Here is a 25,447-nt window from a genome sequence, read left to right as displayed (position 1 = left end):
ATAAGTCAACCATCGAATCGTGTGACATATAAGGCTTCTTGTGTGACATTTTTGTAAGATAGCAAAAATCATTCTATTATACGCTCTTCTCTGCGAAGATCCAGTGTGACGGTTGTTCCCTCGCCCACAACGGATGTCAATGAAATACTATGATGCAGGCGGTTCATCGTCCGCTTACATAAATACAATCCCAGACCGGTGGATTTGTGATCTGCTCTGCCGTTATACCCTGTGTATCCTTTTTCAAAAACGCGTGGCACATCCTCAGGCGCAATCCCGATTCCTGTGTCACGAATGGTAAGAAGTCCCGGCATTTCCATGGCAATGGTTACACTTCCCTGATTTGTATATTTGAGTGCATTGGAAAGCACCTGTTCCAGCACAAAGCAAAACCATTTTTCATCGGTAAGCACATGTGCCGAGATCGTATCATAACAGATTGCAATCTTTTTCTGCACAAAAACGGACGCATATTTACGGATCGTTTTTCGTATCAATTCATCCAAATCATAGGAATCAAAAACAAAGTCCGTTCCCGATTCCTCTAATCTTGTAAAATGAAGAATCATCTCAACATACTCTTCCATACGAAAAAGCTGCTGCTGCAGTTGTCGGCTTTCTGGTGTATCTTCTTTTTGCAGTAACATATTCATCGCTGCCATCGGTGTCTTCACCTGGTGCACCCACGTCGTATAATACTCCTGTCTTTCTTTTGTTGCAGTCTGCAGTTGTTCTGCCTGTTTACAATAGCGTTTCGTAAGCTGACCGAGCAAATCGAGATACTCTTTTTCTACCGGATCATTCGTTTCAAACAAACACAATTCCCGGCTTCCCATATTCTGGGCAACCTGTTTTCTTTTTTCTTCTTTCTCGCGAAAATGCAAAAAATCATGCACCATAAAAAGCAATACCAAAACAGTTGCCAGACCAACGCCATACAAAATGCTCTCCAGTGCCTGTCCATAAAGCAGCTGGACCAGAATTGGAACACTGCAAAGAAGCAGCCATATGCACAGATATCCCCGACGATATTGTAAATATTTTTTCATATGACCTCCTATTCCAAGGGCAAGAGATAGCCGACGCCAACCTTTGTCACAATATAGTCATGCAGGCCAATGCTGTCTAATTTTTTACGCAGGCGGTTCACATTGACTGTCAGCGTATTTTCTTCTACATAATCATCCATCTGCCACAGACGCATCATAAGCGTATCACGACTGACGATTTCACCTTTGCGCTCCATCAATGTCTGCAAAATGCGAAATTCATTCTTCGTCAGTTCGATTTTCTGTCCATCATAGGTGATGGTAGAATCCATCAATCCCAGCATCAGCCCCCGATGCTCCAACATAGGAAGCTGGTTTCCCATGTCATATGTCCGCCGAAGCATTGCTGTGATTTTTGCCATCATCACATCCAGATCGATGGGCTTTGCCAGGAAATCATCTCCCCCCATATTCATTGCCATAACAATATTCATATTATCTGAAGCTGACGATAAGAATACGACTGGCACTTGCGAAACCTGGCGGATCTGCGTACACCCGTGATATCCATTAAAAAACGGAAGCATGATATCCATCAAAACAAGATGTGGGTCGTACGCCGTAAATTCTGTCATAACATTTTGAAAATGCTCTACAATCCTGGCTTCATTGCCCCAGGACTCTATCTTTTCTTTCATGGTGTTTGCCATTGTCGGGTCGTCTTCTACGATAAATATGCGGTACATGTGGTCTCCTTCTACATTTCAGACACTATTTCCTATCATTTTATCACTTTACGTCAAAAAGAAAAATCCCCGCAGGGAAAAGTCCCTGCGGGGTGACATAGTATTTATGTTGTATTTTAAGATATGGAAGTTCGTTCTCATTAAGTTGCTTTCTGACACGACTCGACTAGCGTTCTCGCTTCGTTATCACTCGCGACAACTAAGTCTCCCTGCGGGCCTCGCACTAAATTCGAACTTCGCTTATGCTCGTTCTCATTAAGTTGCTTTCAGCCTATCTCTGCACGCGGGCTCCGGCACCACCCATGATTGCTTCTACTTCCTTCTTGCTAGCCATAGTGGTATCACCAGGTGTTGTCATAGCAAGTGCACCATGTGCTGCACCATAGTTAACAGCCAACTCTGCATCGCCTGTTGTCATAAGACCATAAATCAATCCAGATGCGAAAGAATCTCCACCACCTACACGGTCCATGATTTCAAGTCCCTTGTAATCCTTAGCCTTATGAATTTCACCATCTGCCCAGCAGATTGCGCTCCAGTCATTTACAGTTGCAGTCTTAACTTCACGAAGTGTTGTAGCAACAGCCTTGAAGTTAGGATATGTCTTAGCTGCTTCGTTGATCATCTTCTTGTATCCGTCAAGGTTGAGTTCCTTTAAGTTCTCATCGTTTCCTTCGATTTCAAATCCAAGACATGCTGTGAAGTCTTCTTCGTTACCAATCATAACGTCAACATATTTTGCGATTTCCTTGTTCACTTCCTGAGCCTTAGCCTGTCCGCCAATAGCACTCCACATAGATGGACGGTAGTTCAAATCGTAAGATACGATGGTACCATATTTCTTAGCAGCCTTGATTGCAGCGATAACAGTCTCGCATGACTGCTCTGAAAGTGCTGCATAGATACCGCCTGTATGCAACCAACGAGCACCAAGTTCACCAAAGATATAATCAAAGTCGAAATCTTCCGGCCTTGCCTTAGAGATTGCTGTGTTTGCTCTGTCAGAGCATCCTACTGCACCACGGATACCAAATCCACGCTCTGTAAAGTTGATACCGTTACGGCAGATTCTTCCGATTCCGTCTGTATCCATCCACTTGATCAGAGAGGTATCAACGCCACCCTGAAGGATGAAATCTTCCATCAACTTACCTACTTCGTTATCAGCAAATGCTGTGATAACACCGGTATTCATGCCAAAGCATCTGCGAAGACCACGAACTACGTTGTATTCTCCGCCGCCTTCCCATGCACGGAACTGTCTTGCGGTGCGAATTCTGCCTTCGCCCGGATCCAGACGTAACATAACTTCACCCAATGAAACTGCGTCAAACTTGCACTCACTTGCTGGTCTTAAATTCAAATCCATTTCTCTTCTCCTTTTATTTAAAATATTACGATGCCCACCTAGACATCTTTTTCTACATAACTTACAAGTTGGAGTATAGCACGAAACAAATTTCTTGTTTTACTTTTTTACCAACACCACAACTTGTGCAATGTTTTCCACAAAATTTGCAATCCGCACCTCGCAAAATCTTCGATGTTTCTGGATTGCAAAATTTGTAAAAAAAGAACTGCCCAAGTTGTGGACAGTTCCTTTAAAACTCTTATGAAATTACTTTCGGATACAACGTAACCAAGTTTCCTTGCGGATTACTCAGCGATGTCAGCGTACATGAAGTACCAGTATCCGTTAGATGCATGCCATGCACCTGTAACCTTGTCGCTCATGAGATAGAAATCATTGTAGTATGCAACTGGGATACATGCAGCATCATCCATAAGGATATCTTCTGCTTCGTGAAGTGCTGCAGAACGCTCTGCTGCGTCTGTAGTTGTTCTAGACTTCTCGATTACTGCATCGAATTCAGGGTTGCTGTATTTACCATCGTTGTTACCATTGTCTGTTGTGAACAGTTCAAGGATGTTAGATGGATCAGAGTAGTCACCTACCCAACCATTACGAGATGACATGTAATCACCATTACGACGCATTGGTGTGAAGGAAGCCCATTCTACGACTTCTACATCAACATCAATACCAAGTTCGCCCCAAGCCTTCTGTAAGTACTCAGCAACTACCTTATGATATCCTGCATCATTTGTAGAATATGTGATCTTTGGAATTCCCTTTCCATCAGCATATCCAGCTTCTTTCAAGAGATCCTTTGCCTTCTGAAGGTTTGCATCATAATCTGTTGTGCTGATATATTCCTTACCGCCATTAGCGTTCTCAGAGAAATCAGAACCATCTGTATCTTTCCATCCTGGTCCTACAAGATTACCAGCTGGAGAATATGTTCCCTGCATCAAAGTGTTTGCAACATAGTCACGATCGATAGCAAGTGAAAGTGCCTGACGAACCTGCTTGTTGTTAAATGGCTCTTTCTGAAGGTTCAAGCTTAAGTAGTATGTTCCGATGATTGGCTCTACATGGAAGTCATCAGAATCCTTAAGTGAAGGAATCTCTTCTGTAGGAACATCCTTGATCATCTGACATTCACCTGTCTGGTATGCGCTGTATGCAGCGTTTGCATCTTCGATCAAGTTGAACTTGATTCCGTCTAACTTAATAGAATCAGCATCCCAGTAATTAGGATTCTTCTTCATTAATACATAAGATCCTGGAACCCATTCAGTTACATAGAAAGGTCCGTTAGAAATATATGTATCTGCTGCTGTTGCCCAAGCATCACCATTTGCATCGATTGTTGCCTTCTGAACTGGGTTCAATGTAGCAAATGCTGCAATAGATTCGAAGTATGGGCATGGATTTGCAAGATGTACAACAAATGTCTTGTCATCCTTTGCTTCAACGCCAAGCTTTTCGATGTCTCCAGCTGCTGCCTCATCAAATCCTTCAACCATTCCAAGAACAGTTGATGCATATGGAGCTGCTACGTTAGGATCGCAGACACGCTGCCAACTGTAAACGAAATCTTCTGCTGTCAAATCAGAACCATCTGACCACTTAAGACCATCTCTTAAATGGAATGTGTAGGTAAGTCCATCATCAGATACTTCCCACTTTTCAGCCTGTCCAGCTTCTGGATCGCCATTCTCATCGAGTTTCAAAAGACCCTCGAATGCGTGTAAGATCATCTCACCACCGTCGATTGCGGAGTTAAGTGCTGGATCAACTGTCTCTGGATCTGGACCAGTCTCAACAGATAAAATCTTTTCATCTGATGAAGCACTAGACTTCTTACCATCTCCTGAAGATGATCCACATGCTACAAGACCTACTGTCATTGCAGCAACGAGTAATAAGGAAATCACTCTCTTTTTCATATTTTTTCCTCCTTAAATATGGGCAGTTTCTTTTATACTGCCAGGTTTATATAAACACTGCGAGGGGAAAAACCTCGCAAGGTTTACCATAAATTACTGTACCTTATCCAGGTTGTGGCATGCTGCATAATGTCCCGGAGAAATCTCCCTGAATTCAGGAACTTCCTGCGCACACTGTTCTGTGGCATATGGGCATCTGGTACGGAAACGACATCCGGAAGGTGGATTCAACGGACTTGGTACATCCCCTTCCAAAACAATACGTTTGCTTGTTCTCGCGATCTTTGGATCTGCGATCGGGATCGCAGAAATCAGACTCTTTGTATATGGATGAACCGGGTGTGTTGTCAATTCATAACTGTCTGCCAGTTCTACCATTCTTCCTAAATACATAACACCGATACGATCTGAGATATGCTTTACTACAGATAAATCATGTGCAATGAAAAGATAGGTCAGACCCATTTCTTCCTGCAAGTCTTCAAACATGTTGATGACCTGTGCCTGAATGGATACATCCAGTGCGGAGATCGGCTCATCACAGACAATAAATTCTGGATTGACTGCAAGTGCTCTTGCAATACCAACACGCTGTCTCTGTCCACCGGAAAATTCATGTGGATAACGGTTCGCATGTTCAGAGTTTAATCCAACTTTACGAAGCATGTCAATAATTAATTCATATCTTTCTTGTTTATTTGCAGCAAGATTATGTGTATCGATCGCTTCACCAACGATATCTCCAACTGTCATACGTGGATCCAGACTAGCATATGGATCCTGGAACACGATCTGCATCTTCTTACGATATGGAAGCATCTGTGCCCACTGATTTTTTTCTACATCAAATACAACGTCGCCGTCATATGTAAAACGTCCGCCTGTTGGCTGATACAAACGCAACAGTGCACGACCTGTGGTAGTCTTACCACATCCAGACTCACCTACGAGACCAAGTGTCTCGCCACGATTGATGCTAAAAGAAACATCATCTACCGCCTGAATGTACTTTTTATGCTTACCATGGCCTCCTGCTGGAAAGTACTGACGCAAATGTTCTACTTCGATAAATTTATCACTCATTTGCTTCTCCCTTCTCCATGGCTTCTTTCTGATTGAGCCAACATTGTGTATAGTGAACATCATCAAACTGGGTTACCGGTGGCATCTCGCGCAGGCATATCTTCATACATGCTTCGCAACGAGGTGCAAAAGGACAACCTGCCGGAGGGTTCAAAAGATCCACCGGAGTTCCTTCGATCGGAACCAGTCTCTCATGTTCCTTGGTATCCAGTCTAGGGATAGAACGGATCAATCCCTTGGTATACATATGGTGTGGACGATAGAAAATATCATCTGTCGTACCATACTCGACGATTCTTCCTGCATACATAACCGCAATGCGGTCACACATGGAAGCAACAACACCCAGATCATGTGTGATCATGATGATCGCCATGCCGAGTTTGTCCTTGAGTTCCATCATCAGTTCCAGGATCTGAGCCTGAATGGTAACGTCCAATGCGGTTGTAGGCTCATCTGCGATCAATAACTTTGGTTCGCAGGCAAGTGCGATAGCGATCATAACACGCTGTCTCATACCACCGGACAACTCATGCGGATACTGCTTTAATCTCTTTTCCGGCTCGTTGATACCAACGAGTTCCAGCAATTCTTTTGCACGGGCATATGCCTGTTTTTTATCTTTGTCGGTATGCAGACGGATAACCTCCGTGATCTGATTACCGATGGTGTAAACCGGATTCAAACTGGTCATTGGATCCTGGAAAATGATAGAGATTTCTTTACCGCGGATCTTGCGCATCTCTTTTTCACTCATATCCTCGATCTCGTGACCGTTAAACTGTAATGTACCACCTATCAATTTACCAGGATGAGCCGTCAGTCCCATCAGAGAATATGCCGTAACGGATTTACCGGAACCTGACTCTCCAACGATACCAAGGACTTCTCCCTCTTTTAAATGAATGGATACATCGTTAAGCGCTTTAACCTCTCCTGCCGGAGTAAAGAAGGAAAGACGCTCGTTCTTTATATCTACTAAGTATTCTTCTGCCATGACGCGTCCCCTTTCTAATTCTTTAACTTCGGATCGAATGCATCGCGAAGTCCATCACCTAACAGGTTAAAACTCAAAATAATCAAACTGATTGCAATAGCTGGGATGAACAACAGGTATGGATAGGTTCCGATACCATTGATTGCATCACTCGCCAGACTTCCCAGAGAAGGAAGCGGAACTGCAACACCCATTCCCAAGAAACTCAGGAAAGACTCTGTAAAAATAGAGGATGGGATCTGCAAGGTTGTTGTAACGATCAATGTACCGATACAGTTGGTAAGCAGATGGTTCTTGATGATCTTACCATTGCTGACACCAAGTGCACGGGCTGCGGTAACATACTCGCTTTCCTTTAACATGAGGATCTGGCTTCGTACCATACGTGCCATACCTACCCAGTACAAAAGTGCGAATACGATGAAAATACTGATCAGGTTGGTTCCGACTGTCTGTACCCACTTAAATCCAGGTGCATTTGCCAGATTGTTCAGTGGATCCTTCAAAGCGAAAGATAAAAGTACGATCAAAAGCACGTCAGGAACCGTATATATGATATCTACGATTCTCATCATGATCAGATCGACCCAGCCGCCAAAGAAGGCTGCGATAGATCCGTAAATAGATCCGATCACCAGGATGATCGCTGTAGCGATCAAACCTACCAGAAGTGAGATACGGCTACCCATCATAACACGGATGGCGTAGTCACGTCCCATCTTATCTGTACCGAAGACATGTGGGAATACGGATTCCCCGGCATCGATTCTTGCCTGCTCGTCTGCGGAATATGTAAACGGTGCAAGGTTGTTGGCACCCTTGATCTGCTCATCGTATGTATATGGATAGAACGATGGAACAATAAATGAGAAAATCATGACCAAAATGATAACAACGATAGATACCATTGCCACTTTGTTCTTTCTCAATCTGCGGAAACCGTCTTTCCAGAAACTAACGCTTTCCCGCATGATGACCTGACTCTGTTTTTCCTCCTCAGATGCAGGGAGAAAATCATCAGGATTCAAATCTAACTGAAAACTTAATGGATTCTTCTTCATCTCATTTCTCCTTACTTGAGTGTAATACGTGGGTCGATCAATTTATACACGATATCTACAACCACATTCATGACAATGATAAGGGTTGCAAGGAAGATTGTTGTTCCCATGATCAGTGTATAGTCACGTCCCTGAATGGCTCCGATAAATTCACCGCCCAGTCCCGGGATCGTGAAGATCTTCTCAACTACGAAACTACCGGTTACTGTGTAAGCAAGCATAGGTCCTACATAGGTAACTACCGGTAAGATAGCATTACGAAGTGCATGCTTAAACAACTGTACTTTACCGGAAAGACCCTTTGCCTTTGCTGTACGCATGTAATCCTGTCCTAATACATCAAGCATAGAAGAACGCATCAGTCTCATGATATATGCTGTCGGGTAAAATGCCAATGCTGCGACCGGCATAATGTAGTTCTGCCATGAAGAAAGTCCCATGGTAGGAAGTATCTTGAACTTCACACCAAAGAAATACATCAGCACGGTACAGATAACGAAACTCGGCACCGCAATACCCATGGTCGATATGACGCTGATCAGACTATCGAGGAACTTGCCACGTTTTAATGCCGCAATACTTCCAAGCAGTACCCCAAGTATCAGGGAAACCAATACAGAAATCCCACCAATCTTTGCAGATACCGGGAACTTCGCCTGAATGATACCTGCGACGGTACGCCCTCTCTGTTTTAAACTGTCACCAAAATCTCCGTGAGCTACCCCTGAAATATAAGTGACATACTGCTCACCTAATGGCTTGTCCAAGCCATATTTTGCCTCAAGCGCTGCGGTTGCCTGCGGGCTGATCGCTTTCTCTGAAAGGAATGGTCCACCAGGAACCATGTTCATCAGGAAGAAAGTAAGTGTGGCTACTGCCCAGATCGTTACAATTGCAAGCGCTATTCTCTTTACAATGTACTTTAACATCTTGTTAATTTTCTCCTTCCAAGGTAAATCTTAATACCTAAAAAGAACGCAAAAACAGCGTTTCGCTTCCGCCCCATTGCGTTCAATCGAGGGTTATTATAGCACAGTGTTGTGCTAAAGTCTACACCAAATTTTCATGCTTTTCATATTTTCAACATATTTGTTTTTTCGCGTATTTACGGCGTTTGCGGGACTTTTTGCCCCGCAGGATTTCCATAATATTCACAAACTGTATATCTATTCATTTATTACCAGTTTCTTCTTATTAAATGGTATATTTATACACTTTTTACGATATTGCACACAATATCTGTGCAGACATCCATCCCCTCAACGGTAATGTGTTCATAAGGACCGTGAAATCCATAACCGCCGGTACCCAGATTCGGACATGGCAAGCCCATAAAGGAAAGTCTGGCGCCGTCTGTGCCTCCGCGGATGGCAACCGTCTTTGGTGTCAGACCAGCCATTCTGGTGGCCTCCTTTGCCCAGTCAATGATCTCCATACATCCTTCGATCTGACTGCGCATGTTCCGATAAGACTCCTTAATCTCCAGTTCCACTGTTCCCTGTCCGTATTTTTCATTTAATTTCTTGGCAATACGACGCATATTTTCTTCCTTGGCGTGAAATTTATCCAGATCATGATCACGAATGATATATAAAAGTTCCGTTTTTTCCACATCTCCCTGCATATCGGTCAGATGATAAAAACCTTCGTATCCGCTTGTCTTTTCCGGTACCTCCTCCTTCGGAAGCATACTGTGAAATTCCATGGCAAGAGTCTGGGAATTGACCATGATATCTTTCGCACTGCCCGGATGCACATTATTGCCATGCACGGTTACCTTGGCACCGGAAGCATTAAAGTTCTCATATTCAATGTTGCCTTCCAGATCACCATCCAGGGTATAGGCATAGTCTGCGCCAAAATGCGCCACATCGAAAGCATCTGCCCCCTCGCCAATCTCCTCATCCGGGGTAAAGCCGATACAGATCTTGCCGTGCGGGATCTTGTCTGCCACAATACATTCCATTGCCGTCATGATTTCTGCAATGCCCGCCTTGTCGTCTGCGCCAAGTAAAGTTGTGCCATCGGTCGTGATGAGGGTTCTGCCCACATAATTTTTCAGATGTGGGAAATCCTTGACGGACAAAGTCCTGCCGCTCTTGCCAAGCACGACATCCCCACCGTCATAATTTTCATGTAAGACAGGCTTAACTCCCTGTCCGCAGAAATCCGGTGCCGTGTCCATATGCGCAATAAAGCCGATCACCGGCTTATCCTCCATGCCCTGCGTCGCCGGAAGGGTACCATAGACATAGCACTTATCGTCTACATGGGCATCTGCAATGCCGATCTCCTTCATCTCCGCCACCAGTTTGTGCGCAAGATCAAACTCTCTTTCTGCTGACGGCACAGTCTGGCTCTTTTCGTCACTTGTCGTATATACCACGACATAGTCTAACAATCTTTCATAGGCTCTTTTCATCTTTTTATCCTCCACTCGTTTATGCTATCTGATTTTATCTATTTTTTCTATCAAAAAACTAAGCCATCCAGTTTTCTGCCAAGTGTACCTTGGCTGCCCGGACACTTCCCTGGATCATCTGCGTTCCGCCACCGCCTCTGGCATCGAAAGTCTCCCGCAGATGCGCGGCTTCCTGCCTGCAGTCTTTCGTCCGGCTTCCCACGATGAACTGATATCCCTGCTCATCACCGCCCGCAAAGATCGCACAGTAGCCCGCATGGTCTTTTACCATGTCATTGACGATGCTGCGCATTGCCTTACTATCACAGGCATCCGCAAAAAGGACCACATCCTCTGCATCCGCATCCAGACCTTTTGCCTCCTGCGCCAGAATCTTCTCCTGTGCCTGCCTGAGGGCATACGCCAGATTCTGGTTTTCTGTCTGTAAACGCTTGATATGACTTCTCAGTTCTTCTTCCGATGAACTGAGCAATCCCATCATTTCATCCACAGTCTTTGTCTTCTGCCGAAAAGCATCCAACGCACGGAAGCCACATAAGATACTGATCCGCACACCGCCCTTATAATTCTGCACATGCATGACCTTGAGTCCGCCGACCTCTCCGGTACGTCTGACATGCGGCGCACAGCAGGCACAGACATCAACTCCCGGGATCGTAACGATCCGCACCTGACCTTCCAATTCCTTTTTGCTGCGGTATTCCATGCTCTCTAGCATCTGGGGTGTCGGGAAAGCGATCTCCAAGACCAGATCATCCGCGATCACCTGATTGACCCGCGTTTCGATCGCCGTCACATCCTCCGGGGACAAGACGCCGTCAAAGTCCATGGTCACCACGGAATCACTCAGATGAAATCCCACATTTTCATAGCCAAAGGTAGAATGCACGATACCGGAAAAAATATGTTCTCCCGTGTGCTGCTGCATGTTGGAAAAGCGATAATCCCAATCGATCTGTCCATGCACCTGATCTCCCGGCTCCAACTTCTGTTCTATGACATGCACGATCACACCGTCCCGAATCTGCACATCCAAGACTTCGCACTTAGTAGCCGGGCGCAGTCCGTGTCCAACAGACAACCATCCCTGATCCGGTGTCTGTCCCCCCTGTTCCGGGAAAAAGAGGGTCTGATCCAGAATCACTTCGTAACGATCCTGTGCCTCTTTCAATGCCTTTACCGCAAGGACATTGGCATCAAACTCCGTCTCATATGGGAATTTATCATACAAACATTTTGTTTTTTCCATTCGATCACCTCACAGATATCCGGCTTTTACGCCACATAATATCCTATCATAGCACAAGCATGGGATTTATGGTATGATAAAAGACACAAAAAAGAAATGAGAACACAAAACATGAACGAAGAAAAAGATAGAGCCATTCTCGTTGGCTTACAATTAAATGACGGATCTTCTTTTGAACACAACTTAGAAGAACTGGAAAGTCTTTGTCAGGCATGTGATATTGCGCCGGTCTTTACCATCACACAATCCCTGGATGCCCCGCACCAGGCGCTCTATATCGGTTCCGGTAAGGTGCACGAGGTCAAGGAGGCTGCTGCCAATTTGGATGCAGACCTTATCATCTTTGACAATGCCTTATCCCCATCGCAGGCACGCAACTTAAACCTCGAGATCGGACTTCCCATCTTGGATCGCACAGCACTCATCCTTGAGATCTTCCAGTCCAGAGCGCGCAGCCGCGAAGCCAAATTACAGGTAGAACTGGCAAGACTCCAATATCTTCTGCCTCGTTTATCCGGTATGGGAACCGCCATGTCAAGGCAGGGCGGCGGCAGTGGATCACGCTCCAACAAAGGTGCCGGGGAGAAGAAACTGGAACTGGATCGCAGACATATCAGTCACCGCATTACTGAGTGTAAAAAAGAACTCCAGACGATCAAAAAGCAAAGGGTGACCCAGCGCAAGAGCCGCAACGCTTCCCAGACCCCATCCGTGGCTCTGGTCGGATACACCAATGCAGGCAAATCCACCATTTTAAACGCCATGCTGTCGCACTACGGCAATGATGAGATCACAGACATCTCCCACAAAAAAGTCTTGCAGGAAGATATGCTCTTTGCCACCTTGGATACTACGGTGCGCAAGATCACCATTCCCGGCAAGCCTGCCTTTTACCTATCCGATACCGTGGGATTTATTGATAAACTTCCCCATCATCTGATCGATGCCTTCCGCTCCACCTTGGAGGAGGCGATCGGTGCAGATCTTTTGCTGCAGGTGGTGGATGTATCAGATCCTTACTACCGCGAGCATATGCGCGTGACCCAGGATACCTTAAATGATCTGGGTGCCGGCGATATTCCTATGATCATCGCCTACAACAAGGCAGACCGCCTGCCTCAGTTTGCTCATGATCTTCCGATCGTTACCGGAAACCATATCCATATGGCAGCCGGTGCAGACCTTGGCATGGATGCCCTTGCCGACTTGATCTTATCCAACCTCTTTGGCAAGCCTGTGACCATGGAACTTTTGATCCCTTACAGCCAGGGTTCGCTTGTGCACAGAATCTCGGAAGCCGGCGAAGTCGCCAAGACGGAATACCAAAATGACGGCACTTATATGCAGGTCACCTTCACACCATCCGCCAAAGATCATGCCCTTATGCAGGAGGTCGCGTCCTACCGCATCGGATAAGCAGCATTTTCTGTCATACAAACAAAGACCCGACAACCTGTCAGCGCCATAACGCTTAGCAGAATGTCGGGTCTTTTATTTTCATCCTATGCCGGAATGTCTACCTCATCAGACTCAATATAGATCTTGTGCCATACTAAGAATACATAGATTGCCCAGATCTTGCGGCTGTTATCAGCCTTGCCATCTCTGTGGTCAGCCAGCAGTTTCGTCAAAAGGGTCTGATCGAAATACTGTGCCGCTACATCCGAAGAAAATGCCTCCTCAACCCTGTGCAGATACTTCGGTTCTCTCAACCACACACGGATCGGAACCGGGAATCCCAGTTTCTTTTTATTTGCCGTCGACTCCGGCAAATGGCGTTTTGCCGCAATACGAAAGGCTCTCTTGGTTGCCTCATCTGTCACACGATAATCGATCGGCAGATTCTTTATGTATTCAAATACCCTGATGTCAAGATACGGAACACGTGCCTCCAAAGAATGTGCCATACTCATCTTGTCCGCTTTCAGAAGGATGTCCCCCTGCAGCCAGAAGTTCATATCAATATACTGCATCTTTGCAATGTCATTCAAGCCCTTGCACTTTTCATAGTAAGGTGCCGTCAACTCCTGTGGTGTCACATGGGTCAGTTTGGTCTGTAAGATCTCCTCACGCTCCTCCACAGAGAAAAGATTGGCATTGCCGATAAAGCGTTCTTCCACGCTCTTGCTTCCACGAATGATAAAGTTCTTGCCCTTGAAATTAGGCAGTTTCTTGACAATGGATGCCAAGCCCTTGCGGAGTCCCAATGGCAGTTTCTGATAACCAGCCAAAGACAAAGGCTCATGATAGATATTGTAGCCTCCGAAAAATTCGTCTGCGCCCTCACCGGACAAGACAACCTTGATGTCCTTTGCTGCCAGTTCATCTACAAAATAAAGTGCGATACAGGACGGATCTGCCAAAGGCTCATCCATGTAATACATAACCTTTGGAATGCTGTCAAAATACTCATCCGCACTGATGGTCTTATTGATGTTCTTTTTGCCGAGTTCTGCCGTCAGGCTCTCTGCGTAACGGATCTCGTTGTACTTGCTCTCTTTATCCAAAAATCCAACGGTATAGGTCTTTTCTCCCGGGAACTCAGCCACCAGATAAGAGGAATCCACACCACTGGAAAGCGAAGCGCCGACCTCTACGTCTGCAATCATATGCGCCATAGTAGACTCGTGTACGATCTCCTCGATCTCGTTTACTGTCTTTTCCAGAGACTCCGGTTCTTTTGCCGGCTGCATGAGCGGATCGTAATACTGATGGATCTCGATCTCACCGTTTTGCATGAGCATATAATGTCCTGCCGGCAACTTAAAGATCCCCTTGAAGAAGGTCTCCGGCAATACGGAATACTGGAAAGACATATACTGCTCTAAGGCTGCCTCATTGACCTCGCGCTTGATGTTTGGGTATGCCAGAATACTCTTGATTTCAGATGAAAATACCAGATTTCCATCCTGCTGTGTATAATAAAACGGCTTGATGCCGAAGAAATCCCTAGCGGCAAATACCAGATCCTTTTTCATATCATAGATCACAAAAGCGAACATGCCACGCACCTTAGAAAGCAGGTCTACACCGTACTCCTCATAGCCGTGGATCAGGCTCTCTGTGTCTGCATTGTTAGCAAAGACATGCCCCTTGGCAATCAGATCCTCACGCAATTCCAGATGATTGTAGATCTCGCCATTAAATACGATAACGACATCCCCTGTCTCATTAAACATCGGCTGCATACCGTGATCCAGATCAATGATACTCAACCGGCGAAAGCCCAGCGCCACCTGATCATTGACATACATGCCCTCCTGATCCGGTCCACGATGGATGATCTTGTCCATCATCTTCTTTAAGACGGCTTCTCGATCCCAATCCTCTTTGCTTCTTCCAATAAATCCACTTATTCCACACATATCATAATCTTCCTTTGGTCTTGTATTTGCTGTCAATATAGTATGCACGTTTTCTGCTTGTCTATGCGCATCTATCCATACGATTATAATGGTTTCCTAAGATGAAATCAAGGATAAGAAATCCCCCTTAGCCACCGGCTTGGAATAGTAATAACCTTGATAATAGGTTGGATGATACTGCTGCAGATACAACTCCAGCGCCTGATCTTCAATACCCTCAATACAGATATCTGCATGAATCGTCCTTGCCCCATCAGCAATTGCCGATACAATGATCTGATTCATAGGATGATTCTGTATATTCTGCACAAAAGACCGGTCGATCTTGATCTCATCCAGCGGTAATTCCAGTATCAGTTGTAATGACGCATTTCCTGTGCCAAAATCATCCATAGCAACACGTATTCCATTGCTGCGGAAAAATTCGATCTCTCCTCGCAGGAAGTCAGTATCCAGTTCTCGGCAGCGTTCCGTCAGTTCCAGGCAAAGATTCTGCGGCGGGTAACCGGTATCATGTAAAGCATTGAGCACCTCATAATGAAAATCAGGACGTTCCAGTTGCGGTGCCGCAATATTGACATTGATAATAAAATCAGGAATGATCCGACGAATCTCTGTTTCATCCTGCAAAGCCTGCCATATAACCCAGTTACCCAGTTCAAAAATACAGGCGTTCTGCTCAATAAAAGGAATAAAACGGTCTGGCGATACAAATCCATACTTGTCATCCTGCCAGCGTATCAAAGCCTCTGCACCTATGATCCGATTATTTCTGGCATCTACGATCGGCTGGTAGTAGAGGGAAAATCCGGAAAAATCAGTCATAATCTGCTGGTAGATCGTGCCGATCATATCCCGATCGCCAAATTCATGCTTATGTTTTTCCATATTGTAAAAAACAATATCTCCATGATAGATGGTCATGGACTGTCCGATCGCATAACCCAGATTGGCTGTAATACGATCTGTCTCTCCATGTGCATTGCCAAAAATAGCAGCGCTCCCCAGCACACGACAGGTTACATGCTTGTCACCGATGTCAAACCCCCGATATGCCATGGCTCGAATTGCCTCATAGAGCAGTTTGGTCTGTGCCCGATCCATATCATGCATGCAGACCCCATACATGGACGTATCCATGTGATAGACCGTTCCTCGTTCACCAACAATCTTCTGCAGTTCTGCCCCGAAAAACCGCAGCACCTCGTCTCCAAAGCGGTAGCCATACAAGGTATTGATACTGCTCAATTTGTCAATGACCAGCATCATGACCGTAGTTGACCTATCTTCCTCTGTCATTTCTTCCAAGCGCTCTAAAAAGGCGGATTTGCTGGAAAGATGTGTCACATTGTCGACCTCATCCATGATACCATAATTAGTAATGGTACCGGCAAAATAATCTATCTCCCCGTCCTTGCTCTTGAAGACAGCACTCTCACATGAGCACATGACGTATTTGCCCTCAGTGTTTTTTGCACGATACATAAGGTTCTGACTCATGCTTGTACCATCAAAAATACGCTTTATGCTCTCCTGATACATGGCAAGATCGTCCGGATGTACCCGTTTTTCCCAGATAGCGCCGGCATCATACATATATTCTCCCGGCATATCAAAATCCGCCATAGCACGTCTGGACCAGCGTGACACATTGGTTTTCATATTGCAGAGGAAGAGATATCCTCTCTTGGCCGTCGCTGCAAACACATCAAAGACACGATCGGACAGACCGGTCGTGTCTAGGGCATGCATTGTATTATCTTTTACCTGCTCTGCAGATCTTCCTATATCCCCCATAGATCTTCTCCATCTACTCTTTATCAATAAACTTGTCCATGAAATCGTCGATTGGGCAAGGCTTACTGTAATAATAGCCCTGAATATAATCCGGTCCCATCGCCGTAATACGGTCTAACTCGTCCTTTTCCTCGATACCCTCGACCACTTCTTTGATATTGAGGCTATGAACCATCTCAATGATCTGCTTTAGAAGTTGGTGTTCGTAATCACTATTCAGTGCCTTGCAGGTGAACTCACGGTCGATCTTTAAGATATCCGGCTGCATCTGGGATAAGTTGATCAGGTTGGAATAGCCCGTACCGAAATCATCCAGTGCCATCTGCACACCATATTCTTTTAATTTTCTCCAGAGTTTTGTCACAATAGCGTTGCGCGCCAAATATCCGCTTTCTGTCAATTCCACAATGACGCTCTCCGGCTTCAAATGATATTTTTCTATTGCGCTTGTCAGATCCTCATAAACAGAACTCTTTAAAATCTGTACATAAGAGAAATTGATGCTGACCTTAAAATCAGGCCGTATCTTCTGGCATTCCACACATGCCCGCAATGCGGTATCAATGATCCATCTGCCAACCGGCACGATCAGACCGCTTTCCTCCAATTGATCAATAAAACGGTATGGTGGAATAAGTGTTCCCTCGGCATCGCGATAGCGAAGCAAGGCTTCTGCCGCGAAGATCTCCTCGGATCCCACACGCATAATCGGCTGAAAATACAACTCAAAGCCCTGATATTCCTTTGAAACCGCCTTTCGCAGATTGCGCGTCATCTGCCGGTTGGCAACAAAGGTATCATAATCCTCTCGATCAAAGAATACCAGCTGATTCTTACCACGCTCCTTGGCGCGGCTGAGGGAGAACTGCGATAACTTGGTAATCTGTTCGTAGTCCAGCGTTTCTAAATCTGCGTCAGAAATCACCCCACAAGACAAGGTATATAAAGCCTCATATTCGTGCTCCTTGATATGTTCTGCCACATGATATCGGATATTGCTATACAAAGCCTTGGCATCTTCTTTGGTCTTACTGATAAGATCAAAGACCACAAACTCATCCGATGTCATCCGATAAACGGCCTGCCCCGGTTCCAGACAATCCGTGATACAGGTAGCAACATCAAAAAGAACGTGATCGCCATAACCTATGCCCAGCGTTTCATTGATATTTTTAAAATCATCAATCCCCAAACGTAAAATATAGCATCGCGGCATTTTATGGAACTGCTTTATCTGCTCCTGAAAGGTCACTTCACCCAGAAGTCCGCTGACATTGTCAGCCTTTTTCTTCTCGCCGATCTCATTGATGCAGCCGATCATAAGAAAGACTTTGCCATCCTCCGAACGGATCGTACGCCCCTGACAGTTGATCCAGACCGGTTCCTGATTGACACTCATCCAGCGATAACGCAGATTGTGCCAGAACTTACGCCCACTGCGCATCTCGCTCATATCTGTAAGTAGCAGATTATAATCATCTGGGTGAACCACACGTTTGTGCACCTCATCTACATTCTGGAAAACATTAGAGGGCAGGTCAAAACGTGCCACTGCCCTCTCTGTAATATAATAAACGTCATGTTCCAGATCCCAAACATATAGATAATCATTCATGCAGGTAGAAAACAATTCTGCTGCGCGCTCAAAGAAGAGGAAAACTTCCTTTTCCCCTTCATTGTCCGATGTATGCTCGTGTGTGATTGCTTCTTGGGGTTCTCCCAATATCTCCAATAATTCCTGAGAAATCATCTTATCTTTCATGTAATATCCTCCTGTGCTTCATCCTTTGTTATGCCTCCTGCGCAGCACAAAGGATTTTCAGCCTCTGCTGTCCTACTCAAAGGTCTTGTAACCCATGAAAATATTACCATTTATTGTCAGATATTTCAACAAGCGTTTTTAAATTATATGATATAGTTTTACCCCCCCCCCGAGAAATTTCAAACAATTTGAGTTTTTCAGAATTTTCTTGCTTTTTCGTAAAATTCTGTTTACTTCTTTTCCCGGGATTTACGCAGTCTTGATCTTGCCTTCCTGCTGTAACCACTGTACTTCATCACGAATGGTCTCGGTATATGGGCGGGTATGGTAGCCTAATACTTTCTTAGCCTTGCTATAGTCAAACGTATTGTTTCTCTCCAGATTATATACGGCAAAGGAGGTCATGACCGGTTTCTTTCCGGATAAGCTGGCTGTCTTTTCTGCAATCTTCGCAATTCCCTTTGCTACCGGCAATGGCAGAAAATGCTTGATCGGTGTGCAGCCGGTCTCGGACGCGATCATATCACTGAGTTGACGCATGGTCACTTCCTCATTTCCAAGGATATAACACTCGCCTGCCACACCCTTATCCGCAGCAGCGATCACACCATCTGCCAAGTCTCTGACGTCGCACAGGTTAAAGGATCCCTCCATACCCATCGGCATATCTCCGTTGATGATACGGATGATGGTTCCGGTCGTCTCGCTGATGGAGAAATCATTTGGTCCAAGGATTCCGCTTGGATGAACGACGCAGGCATTTAAACCTTTTTCCGTGACTGCATCCAAAACCGCCTGTGTTGCCATTGCCTTGGTTCTGGAATACCAGCCTACGACCTGATCCGGATCGAATTTCTTTACTTCATGGATTTTTCTTCCCTTTGGTGCTTCCGGGATGGCTCCAGTGCTGCTGACATAGACAAGTTTGTCACATTCTTTATGCTCTAAGCACTTTGCAATGATATTCTTGGTGCCGCCCACATTAACGTCAACCAATTTCTTGCTGTAATCTGCATTGGTCGTTACCATGCTTGCCACATGAAGGACTACCGTGTGCACGCCATCCTCTACGGCAAAGAATGGCTCCAAGGATTTCTTGTCACACAGATCTCCTTCTACGACTTCCACGGACTCCGGGATATATTTTGCTGCCGGATCGTTTGGCAGAACAAAGGCTCTCACGTCAGCCCCCTCTTCCACCAACTGCCTGCATACCGTGCTTCCCAAAAATCCTGCTGCTCCTGTTACTAAATATTTTCTACTCATGATCTTTCTGCTCCTTTTCTATTTTTAAATTTTTCTTTCTTTGTTTGTTACAGGTAGTATCATAGAGCGTCAGTATTGCACAAATATTTTACTTTTGTTAAGGTTTTATTAAAGAGGGAAACATGTTATAATTTCTTCATATTAAAATGATCGATAGTAGTAGATAAAGCGAGGAAACTTGCCATGGTTACCTATCCACTGAACGAATTACAACCCGGCATGATCGTTGCGGCTGATGTCTTTACGCCCCGTGGACAGTTGATCGTTCTCAGAGGCTCCATTTTAAGTCAGCAGATGATCCAGCACATGAAATACTACCATGTGCCGTCCGTTACGATCCTGCCAAATGAAATTGATCCAATGTCCTTTGAAAAGGCAGACCGTAGCGAACCGACTTACGCCAAACGTATCCGCCAGAGCGAATCTTTCAAAGAATTCAGGGAGCATTATACGCAGAGTGCCAGCATTTTTCAGGAACAGTTGAGTCGTTTTGTTGCCGGCGATGCGCATCTGGATACCTCTGCCCTTTTACAGGACACGCTGGAACTTTTCGACCACAATCGTGCTTCCTTTTCCTTACTGGATATGCTGCACAATATGCGCGATCTGGACGACTCCACCTATGTGCACAGCATCAACGTCGCCGTCATTTCACGCCTGATCGGTATGTGGTCAGATCTGGACGAAGCCAATCTGGATGTTTTGACCCTGTGTGGGCTTTTACATGATGTGGGAAAAGTACAGATCCCGGATGAGATCTTGGAAAAACCTGACCGGCTGACACCGGAAGAATATGAGATCATGAAGACACATACGGTTTTAGGCTACCGCATGATGGAACGGGAGCGCATCGACAAGCGGATCAAGAATGCCGCTCTCATGCACCACGAACGTTTTGACGGCAAGGGCTATCCTTTCGGTCTTACCGGGGACCGTATTGACACCTTTGCTTCCATCGTAGCCATTGCGGATGTCTACGACGCACTGACTTCGGATCGCTGCTACCGTTCGGCAGTCTGTCCTTTTGAAGTGATCGCCCTCTTTGAAAGCAATGGACTAACCGAATACAACCCCAAATTCATCCTGACCTTTTTGGAACATATCGCCCAGACCTATGTCGGCAACTCTGTCCGTCTGAGCGATGGCAGTCAGGGCAAGATCAGCATGATCGACACAAAAAAACTTCTCCGCCCTCTCATCCAATTAGAAAGCGGAGAATTTGTAGATCTGTCCAAACGTCTGGATCTCTATGTCGAAGAGATCATTTAATCAAATAATTTTGCCTTTTGGCGTTCAAAGAAAGCATCGACTTCCGCGATGATCCTTGCAGGCTCCATGGTCTTGAGCAGATAGCCTTCCGGCTTGAGTGCCATGACCTGCATCACACTTTCCCTATCATCCTTACTTGTCAAAAAAATGACCGGAACATCGGAAAATTCTGTCTCTGTACGGATCATTTCCAGCACCTGTCTGCCATCTACGACCGGCATTTCATAATCTAACAGTACCAGATCCGGGCGGTTGGTCGCTAAATACTTGATCGCCATGGCACCGGAATTTGCTAAGATGACCTGATAGCGGTCTTCCAGCCAGCCTTTGACATTGCGCAGCATTGCCCCGGAATCATCTACGACCAGAACCTTTTTCTTGTGCTGTGCGCCAAACTTTGCGATATAGGCATCGATAACTTCCACCAATTCATTGACATTGACCGGGCGCTCAAAAAACTGACGGATGAGGTGGCCTGAGATCACACGTCCGATAGCGTCATTTTCTTCCCTGCTTCCCACCGTAAAGATGGGAATGTCGCGCTCGGCTGACTGGTCTTTGAGATAGATCAGAGCCTGCTGCATATCTCCGATCCCGTCCGATCCACAGATCAGATAGGCACCGATGGTATCACGCTCGGCTGAGATCTGTGCCACATCCGGCTCGACCACGCTCACATCATAGCCCGCCTCTTTTATCTTATCCTTGAGTGACAGGATAAGATAGCCCTGTACCTCCGACACGATCAAAATCTTATACGTTTCCTTCATCATTTTCTCCACTTACTTTTCTTTTTTACCCCAACTTATCCACCATGGCATGACAAAGATCCATGACTTCTTCCATGGCGACATCCGCAACCGCTGCCCGCAGTGCATCCATATCCTCTGCCAGATCTTCCGGCATACGATAGCCTTCCAATTCTGCCATGGCAGCATCTACGCCGTCCAGATCAAAGTCATCCATGGCATTTGCCATCTGACCTAAGATACGGCTCAGTTCTTCCTTTGAGGTCTCCTGTAAATTTGCCTCGTCCAGACTTCCGTAAGGACGCAGGACTTCTTTATAACTTGTATATAATTCTAATACTTCCGGCAGTCTTTCTTCAAGTCCTTTTCGGTCATTGGCATTGCCCAGGTCTTCCATTGCCTTGAAGAGGGCAGACAGACGGTCTGCACCGATCATGCGGGAGGTATTCTTGAGGGCATGGACTTCGATGGTCAGATCCCGGATCATACCATCTGCCAGACACTGCTGCATCTTTTTCGTCTTGGTATCGATCAGTTTGTAGTAGTCTCCCAAGAGGCTCAAGAAAAGTTTCTTGCCTCCCGAGTAATGCACGCCTTCTTCTACATTAAGTCCTTCAATGACAGGCAGTTCTTCTTCCTCCGCCTCTGCTGCCACATCCTCTGTCTTGATGATCTTATCCTCAGGCAGATATTGTTTTAACTTGCCGCAGATCTCCTTGATCTCAATCGGCTTTGCCACAAAATCATCCATGCCTGCCGCTACAAACTCCTCCTTGGCGCCGCTCATGGCGTCTGCCGTGAGGGCGATCACGATCTCATGCTCCTGACTGCCCTTTTCCCACTCACGGATCCGACGGGTGGCTTCCACACCATCCATGACCGGCATCATGTGATCCATAAAGACCAGATCATAGGTATGCGCCTCCAGCATTTCCAGCGCCTGTTTTCCGTTTTCTGCCGTGTCGATCTGCATCTGCAAAGGTGCCAGCAAACCAATCGCAACCTTTAAGTTCATCTTATTGTCATCGACCAGAAGGATCTTTGCCTCCGGTGCCTTGAAATTCAAGACCTCAGAAGTGCCCGCGTAGGTCACCTGTCCCTCTCTGCGGATCGCCTGACAGAAGTTGAGCGAATAGAGCGGCTTGTTCATGACCATGACCTTGGCATCCCGCAAAGCCTCCTGTACCGGATTTTGCAGAACGCAGATCTGCTTATCTCCCAACAAAGAACCATGGATGGCATCCTTGTGCTCCTCGTAGACCAGGGTATCCGTAAAGAGGAAGTCTACATGCGGGCGTTTTTTTGCCATGACATCCGGCGCGATCGGTTCTATGCCGTAGGCACGCACCAGACGCTCGAAGTTCTCCTGCAAATAGGTATTGGAAAAAGCACCACCGATCTGCAGGGTCTTTTTCTCCTCCGGCAGACTGGCAACTGGACTCTCCTCTGCGATCTTCTGGCGGATGGTAAAGTAGAACTCACTGCTCTGTCCGTAAGTGCTTCTGACACCAATCTGTCCCCCCATCATTTCAACCAACTGACGGCAAATGGCAAGCCCCAGACCGGTTCCCTCTTTGGAATGATTTTTCCGGCTGTCAACCTGGGAGAAGGACTGGAAAAGTTTCTTCTGGTCTTCCTCGCGGATGCCGGATCCGCTATCCTTGATACTCACGGCAAGGACAAGATCCTGCTCCGTCTTATCCTCCACCTTGATCGAAAGTTTCACATAGCCTCTTTCTGTAAATTTGACGGCATTGTTTAAGATATTGATGATGATCTGGCGCACGCGCAGACCATCCCCACGTAAAGTCTTTGGCAGGGTCGGGTCAATGTCGTAGAGGAGTTCTACATTTTTCTCGCCTATCCTGGTCAAAAACATAATACCCAGATCACTGATCATAGACATGGGTGCATAGTCTTCTTCTACCAGTTCCATCTTGCCGGACTCGATCTTGGAAAAATCCAGAATGTCATTGATGATATTTAAAAGGGCATCCCCGGATACTTTGATATTGGAAAGGTACTCCTCCTGCTCCTCCGTCACATCCCCGCGCAGCATGATCTCGGTCATGCCGACAATGGCATTCATCGGGGTACGGATCTCATGTGACATATTGGAAAGAAAGGCAGACTTGGCTTCGTTGGCAGCCTCTGCCTCCTGCACCAGTTGTAACTGCTTTGTCACATCTACTAAGATCAGGCTATAACCGGCGATCTTTTTCTTGTGCTTTTCATTCTGATATAAGGTCGCCAGACGGCGCTCGTAAAATCTGCCATCCAGTTCCACCTCATCCTCTGTCGTCTGAAAGAGTTGCAAAACTTCCTCCGGAAGTTCCTGATTTTTGTGAAAACGGCGTAAGACCGGAAAAAGTTTCTTGGCATAACGGTTGGCATCCAGATAACCGTAGGCATCATCCGCGATCAAAAAGACATCGTTAGTATGCTCAAATACCCAGTCACGCCCCTGGTCAGTCACCGTGAAAAATTCACCCACCATGACACTCAAGGTCATGACGCAGATCACGACGGAGGATGCGATCGGCATGATATCGAAAGGAATATCTGCAAACTGGGAAAAGATGAGCATGACCAATAGGAAGCCCTGTGCCAGCATCAGATGAAAAAGGTTGTGTCGCTCGGTCTTATTCTTCATTTTGATAAAACGGCAAAGCGTATAGACAAAGAGGAATAAGAGCATGGATGCGATCAAGCCGTAACGTACATAGTAGAGAACACCGCCATCCATATTGACCTGATACATGCCAAGGCGCTCATCCAGAGAGATATGCACATTTCCCATCCACTCCTTGCCCATTTCACCGATCATACGCTGCCCGTTTTGAACTGCATCGGATGTGTTGCCATTTGCACCCGCAATATTGCCAACTGCCTCTGACACTTTCTGCGCCGCCTGGTCTAACTCCTGTCCTTCCTCATTTAAAATGATATGAGTCGAAGACCGCATCCACATCTGTGGTACCTCGATCAGTTCAAACAGAGGCCACCCGATCGAAACGACGCGGGAAAAGCGCATATGCTGGTATTCCATCATAAAGAGGATAAAGAAGAAAAAGAAAAGTGAGATGCCGACATACTCCATGCGGTACGCCGTCGTCAACGCCTGAGAATTGTCCGTTTCCAGGATCATCAGATAAGCACAGTTGACAATGGAACAGGCGGCATTGGCAAGCATGAGATAGGTTGCCCCCTTACTCTGCTCCTTTTGTAAGATCACAACGACACTGACCACCGGAATAAAGATGCCCGCCAGTTGCAAAGTCTTTAGACAGGTCATCAACTGCTCTGCTGTCAGTGTAAAAAAATAAAAGTCAAATGTCTCCATCTTCCCACCTCTTTTGTCACAACAAATTCTATCTCTAATATACAAAAAGCCCCCC

General features: G+C 46.0%; 18 protein-coding genes. 2 read left to right on the top strand and 16 right to left on the bottom strand.

The window, feature by feature from the left end; translation table 11 throughout:
• Positions 1-68 precede the first annotated feature (68 nt).
• From DW183_RS09025 to DW183_RS08980, 10 genes are all read right to left on the bottom strand, one after another.
• A complete protein-coding gene (locus DW183_RS09025) occupies positions 69-1,049 on the bottom strand; it encodes a sensor histidine kinase (protein ID WP_118281668.1) in 981 nt (326 codons plus the stop codon).
• Positions 1,050-1,057: 8 nt separating this feature from the next.
• Positions 1,058-1,735, bottom strand: a complete 678-nt coding sequence (locus DW183_RS09020; RefSeq protein ID WP_118281667.1) for a response regulator transcription factor — start codon at positions 1,733-1,735, stop codon at positions 1,058-1,060.
• A gap of 271 nt (positions 1,736-2,006) precedes the next feature.
• Positions 2,007-3,104 carry a sugar kinase gene (locus DW183_RS09015; RefSeq protein ID WP_118281666.1) on the bottom strand — a complete coding sequence of 366 codons (1,098 nt, stop codon included), beginning with the start codon at positions 3,102-3,104 and terminating at the stop codon, positions 2,007-2,009.
• 287 nt (positions 3,105-3,391) lie between these two features.
• A complete protein-coding gene (locus tag DW183_RS09010) occupies positions 3,392-5,029 on the bottom strand; it encodes a peptide ABC transporter substrate-binding protein (protein WP_118281665.1) in 1,638 nt (545 codons plus the stop codon).
• 93 nt (positions 5,030-5,122) lie between these two features.
• The gene (locus DW183_RS09005; RefSeq protein WP_118281664.1) at positions 5,123-6,112 is read right to left on the bottom strand and encodes an ABC transporter ATP-binding protein; all 990 of its coding nucleotides are present in this window, start codon (positions 6,110-6,112) and stop codon (positions 5,123-5,125) included.
• Positions 6,105-7,109 (bottom strand): ABC transporter ATP-binding protein, encoded by a 1,005-nt coding sequence (locus tag DW183_RS09000; RefSeq protein WP_118281663.1) that lies wholly within the window; start codon positions 7,107-7,109, stop codon positions 6,105-6,107. Before DW183_RS09000 ends, DW183_RS09005 begins: the two co-directional genes overlap by 8 nt.
• Before the next feature lie 14 nt (positions 7,110-7,123).
• Positions 7,124-8,170 (bottom strand): ABC transporter permease, encoded by a 1,047-nt coding sequence (locus DW183_RS08995; RefSeq protein ID WP_118281662.1) that lies wholly within the window; start codon positions 8,168-8,170, stop codon positions 7,124-7,126.
• 11 nt (positions 8,171-8,181) lie between these two features.
• A complete protein-coding gene (locus DW183_RS08990; protein WP_118281661.1) occupies positions 8,182-9,099 on the bottom strand; it encodes an ABC transporter permease in 918 nt (305 codons plus the stop codon).
• A 278-nt stretch (positions 9,100-9,377) separates the two neighbouring features.
• Entirely contained in the window at positions 9,378-10,592 is a 1,215-nt protein-coding gene (pepT, locus tag DW183_RS08985; protein ID WP_118281660.1) for a peptidase T, read from the bottom strand.
• A 58-nt stretch (positions 10,593-10,650) separates the two neighbouring features.
• Positions 10,651-11,841, bottom strand: coding sequence for an alanyl-tRNA editing protein (locus DW183_RS08980; protein ID WP_118281659.1), 1,191 nt, complete (start codon positions 11,839-11,841; stop codon positions 10,651-10,653).
• Between the two features lie 111 nt (positions 11,842-11,952).
• Between DW183_RS08980 and hflX the strand changes: the two genes are divergently transcribed.
• Positions 11,953-13,257, top strand: a complete 1,305-nt coding sequence (hflX, locus tag DW183_RS08975) for a GTPase HflX (RefSeq protein WP_243069554.1) — start codon at positions 11,953-11,955, stop codon at positions 13,255-13,257.
• An 86-nt stretch (positions 13,258-13,343) separates the two neighbouring features.
• On the opposite strand, the gene asnB is transcribed toward hflX, so the two are convergent.
• The 4 genes from asnB to DW183_RS08955 all read right to left on the bottom strand — a co-directional run bounded on the left by asnB (position 13,344) and on the right by DW183_RS08955 (position 20,031).
• Complete coding sequence (gene asnB, locus DW183_RS08970; RefSeq protein WP_118281657.1) at positions 13,344-15,206, bottom strand: asparagine synthase (glutamine-hydrolyzing); 1,863 nt, start codon at positions 15,204-15,206, stop codon at positions 13,344-13,346.
• Between the two features lie 96 nt (positions 15,207-15,302).
• Complete coding sequence (locus tag DW183_RS08965) at positions 15,303-17,003, bottom strand: EAL domain-containing protein (RefSeq protein ID WP_118281656.1); 1,701 nt, start codon at positions 17,001-17,003, stop codon at positions 15,303-15,305.
• 13 nt (positions 17,004-17,016) lie between these two features.
• Complete coding sequence (locus DW183_RS08960) at positions 17,017-18,765, bottom strand: bifunctional diguanylate cyclase/phosphodiesterase (RefSeq protein WP_118281655.1); 1,749 nt, start codon at positions 18,763-18,765, stop codon at positions 17,017-17,019.
• A gap of 249 nt (positions 18,766-19,014) precedes the next feature.
• A complete protein-coding gene (locus tag DW183_RS08955; RefSeq protein ID WP_118281654.1) occupies positions 19,015-20,031 on the bottom strand; it encodes an NAD-dependent epimerase/dehydratase family protein in 1,017 nt (338 codons plus the stop codon).
• 183 nt (positions 20,032-20,214) lie between these two features.
• Between DW183_RS08955 and DW183_RS08950 the strand changes: the two genes are divergently transcribed.
• Positions 20,215-21,300, top strand: coding sequence for an HD-GYP domain-containing protein (locus DW183_RS08950; protein ID WP_118281653.1), 1,086 nt, complete (start codon positions 20,215-20,217; stop codon positions 21,298-21,300).
• Here DW183_RS08950 and DW183_RS08945 read toward each other — a convergent pair.
• Positions 21,297-22,070 (bottom strand): response regulator, encoded by a 774-nt coding sequence (locus DW183_RS08945; RefSeq protein WP_243069553.1) that lies wholly within the window; start codon positions 22,068-22,070, stop codon positions 21,297-21,299. The genes DW183_RS08950 and DW183_RS08945 overlap by 4 nt on opposite strands.
• Before the next feature lie 25 nt (positions 22,071-22,095).
• Entirely contained in the window at positions 22,096-25,392 is a 3,297-nt protein-coding gene (locus tag DW183_RS08940; protein ID WP_118281651.1) for a hybrid sensor histidine kinase/response regulator, read from the bottom strand.
• Positions 25,393-25,447: the final 55 nt, after the last annotated feature.

This window comes from Roseburia sp. AM16-25 (genome assembly GCF_003473825.1).
GTDB classification, from domain to species: Bacteria; Bacillota; Clostridia; order Lachnospirales; family Lachnospiraceae; genus Pararoseburia; species Pararoseburia lenta.
This window is presented reverse-complemented; position numbering and strand designations above follow the sequence as displayed.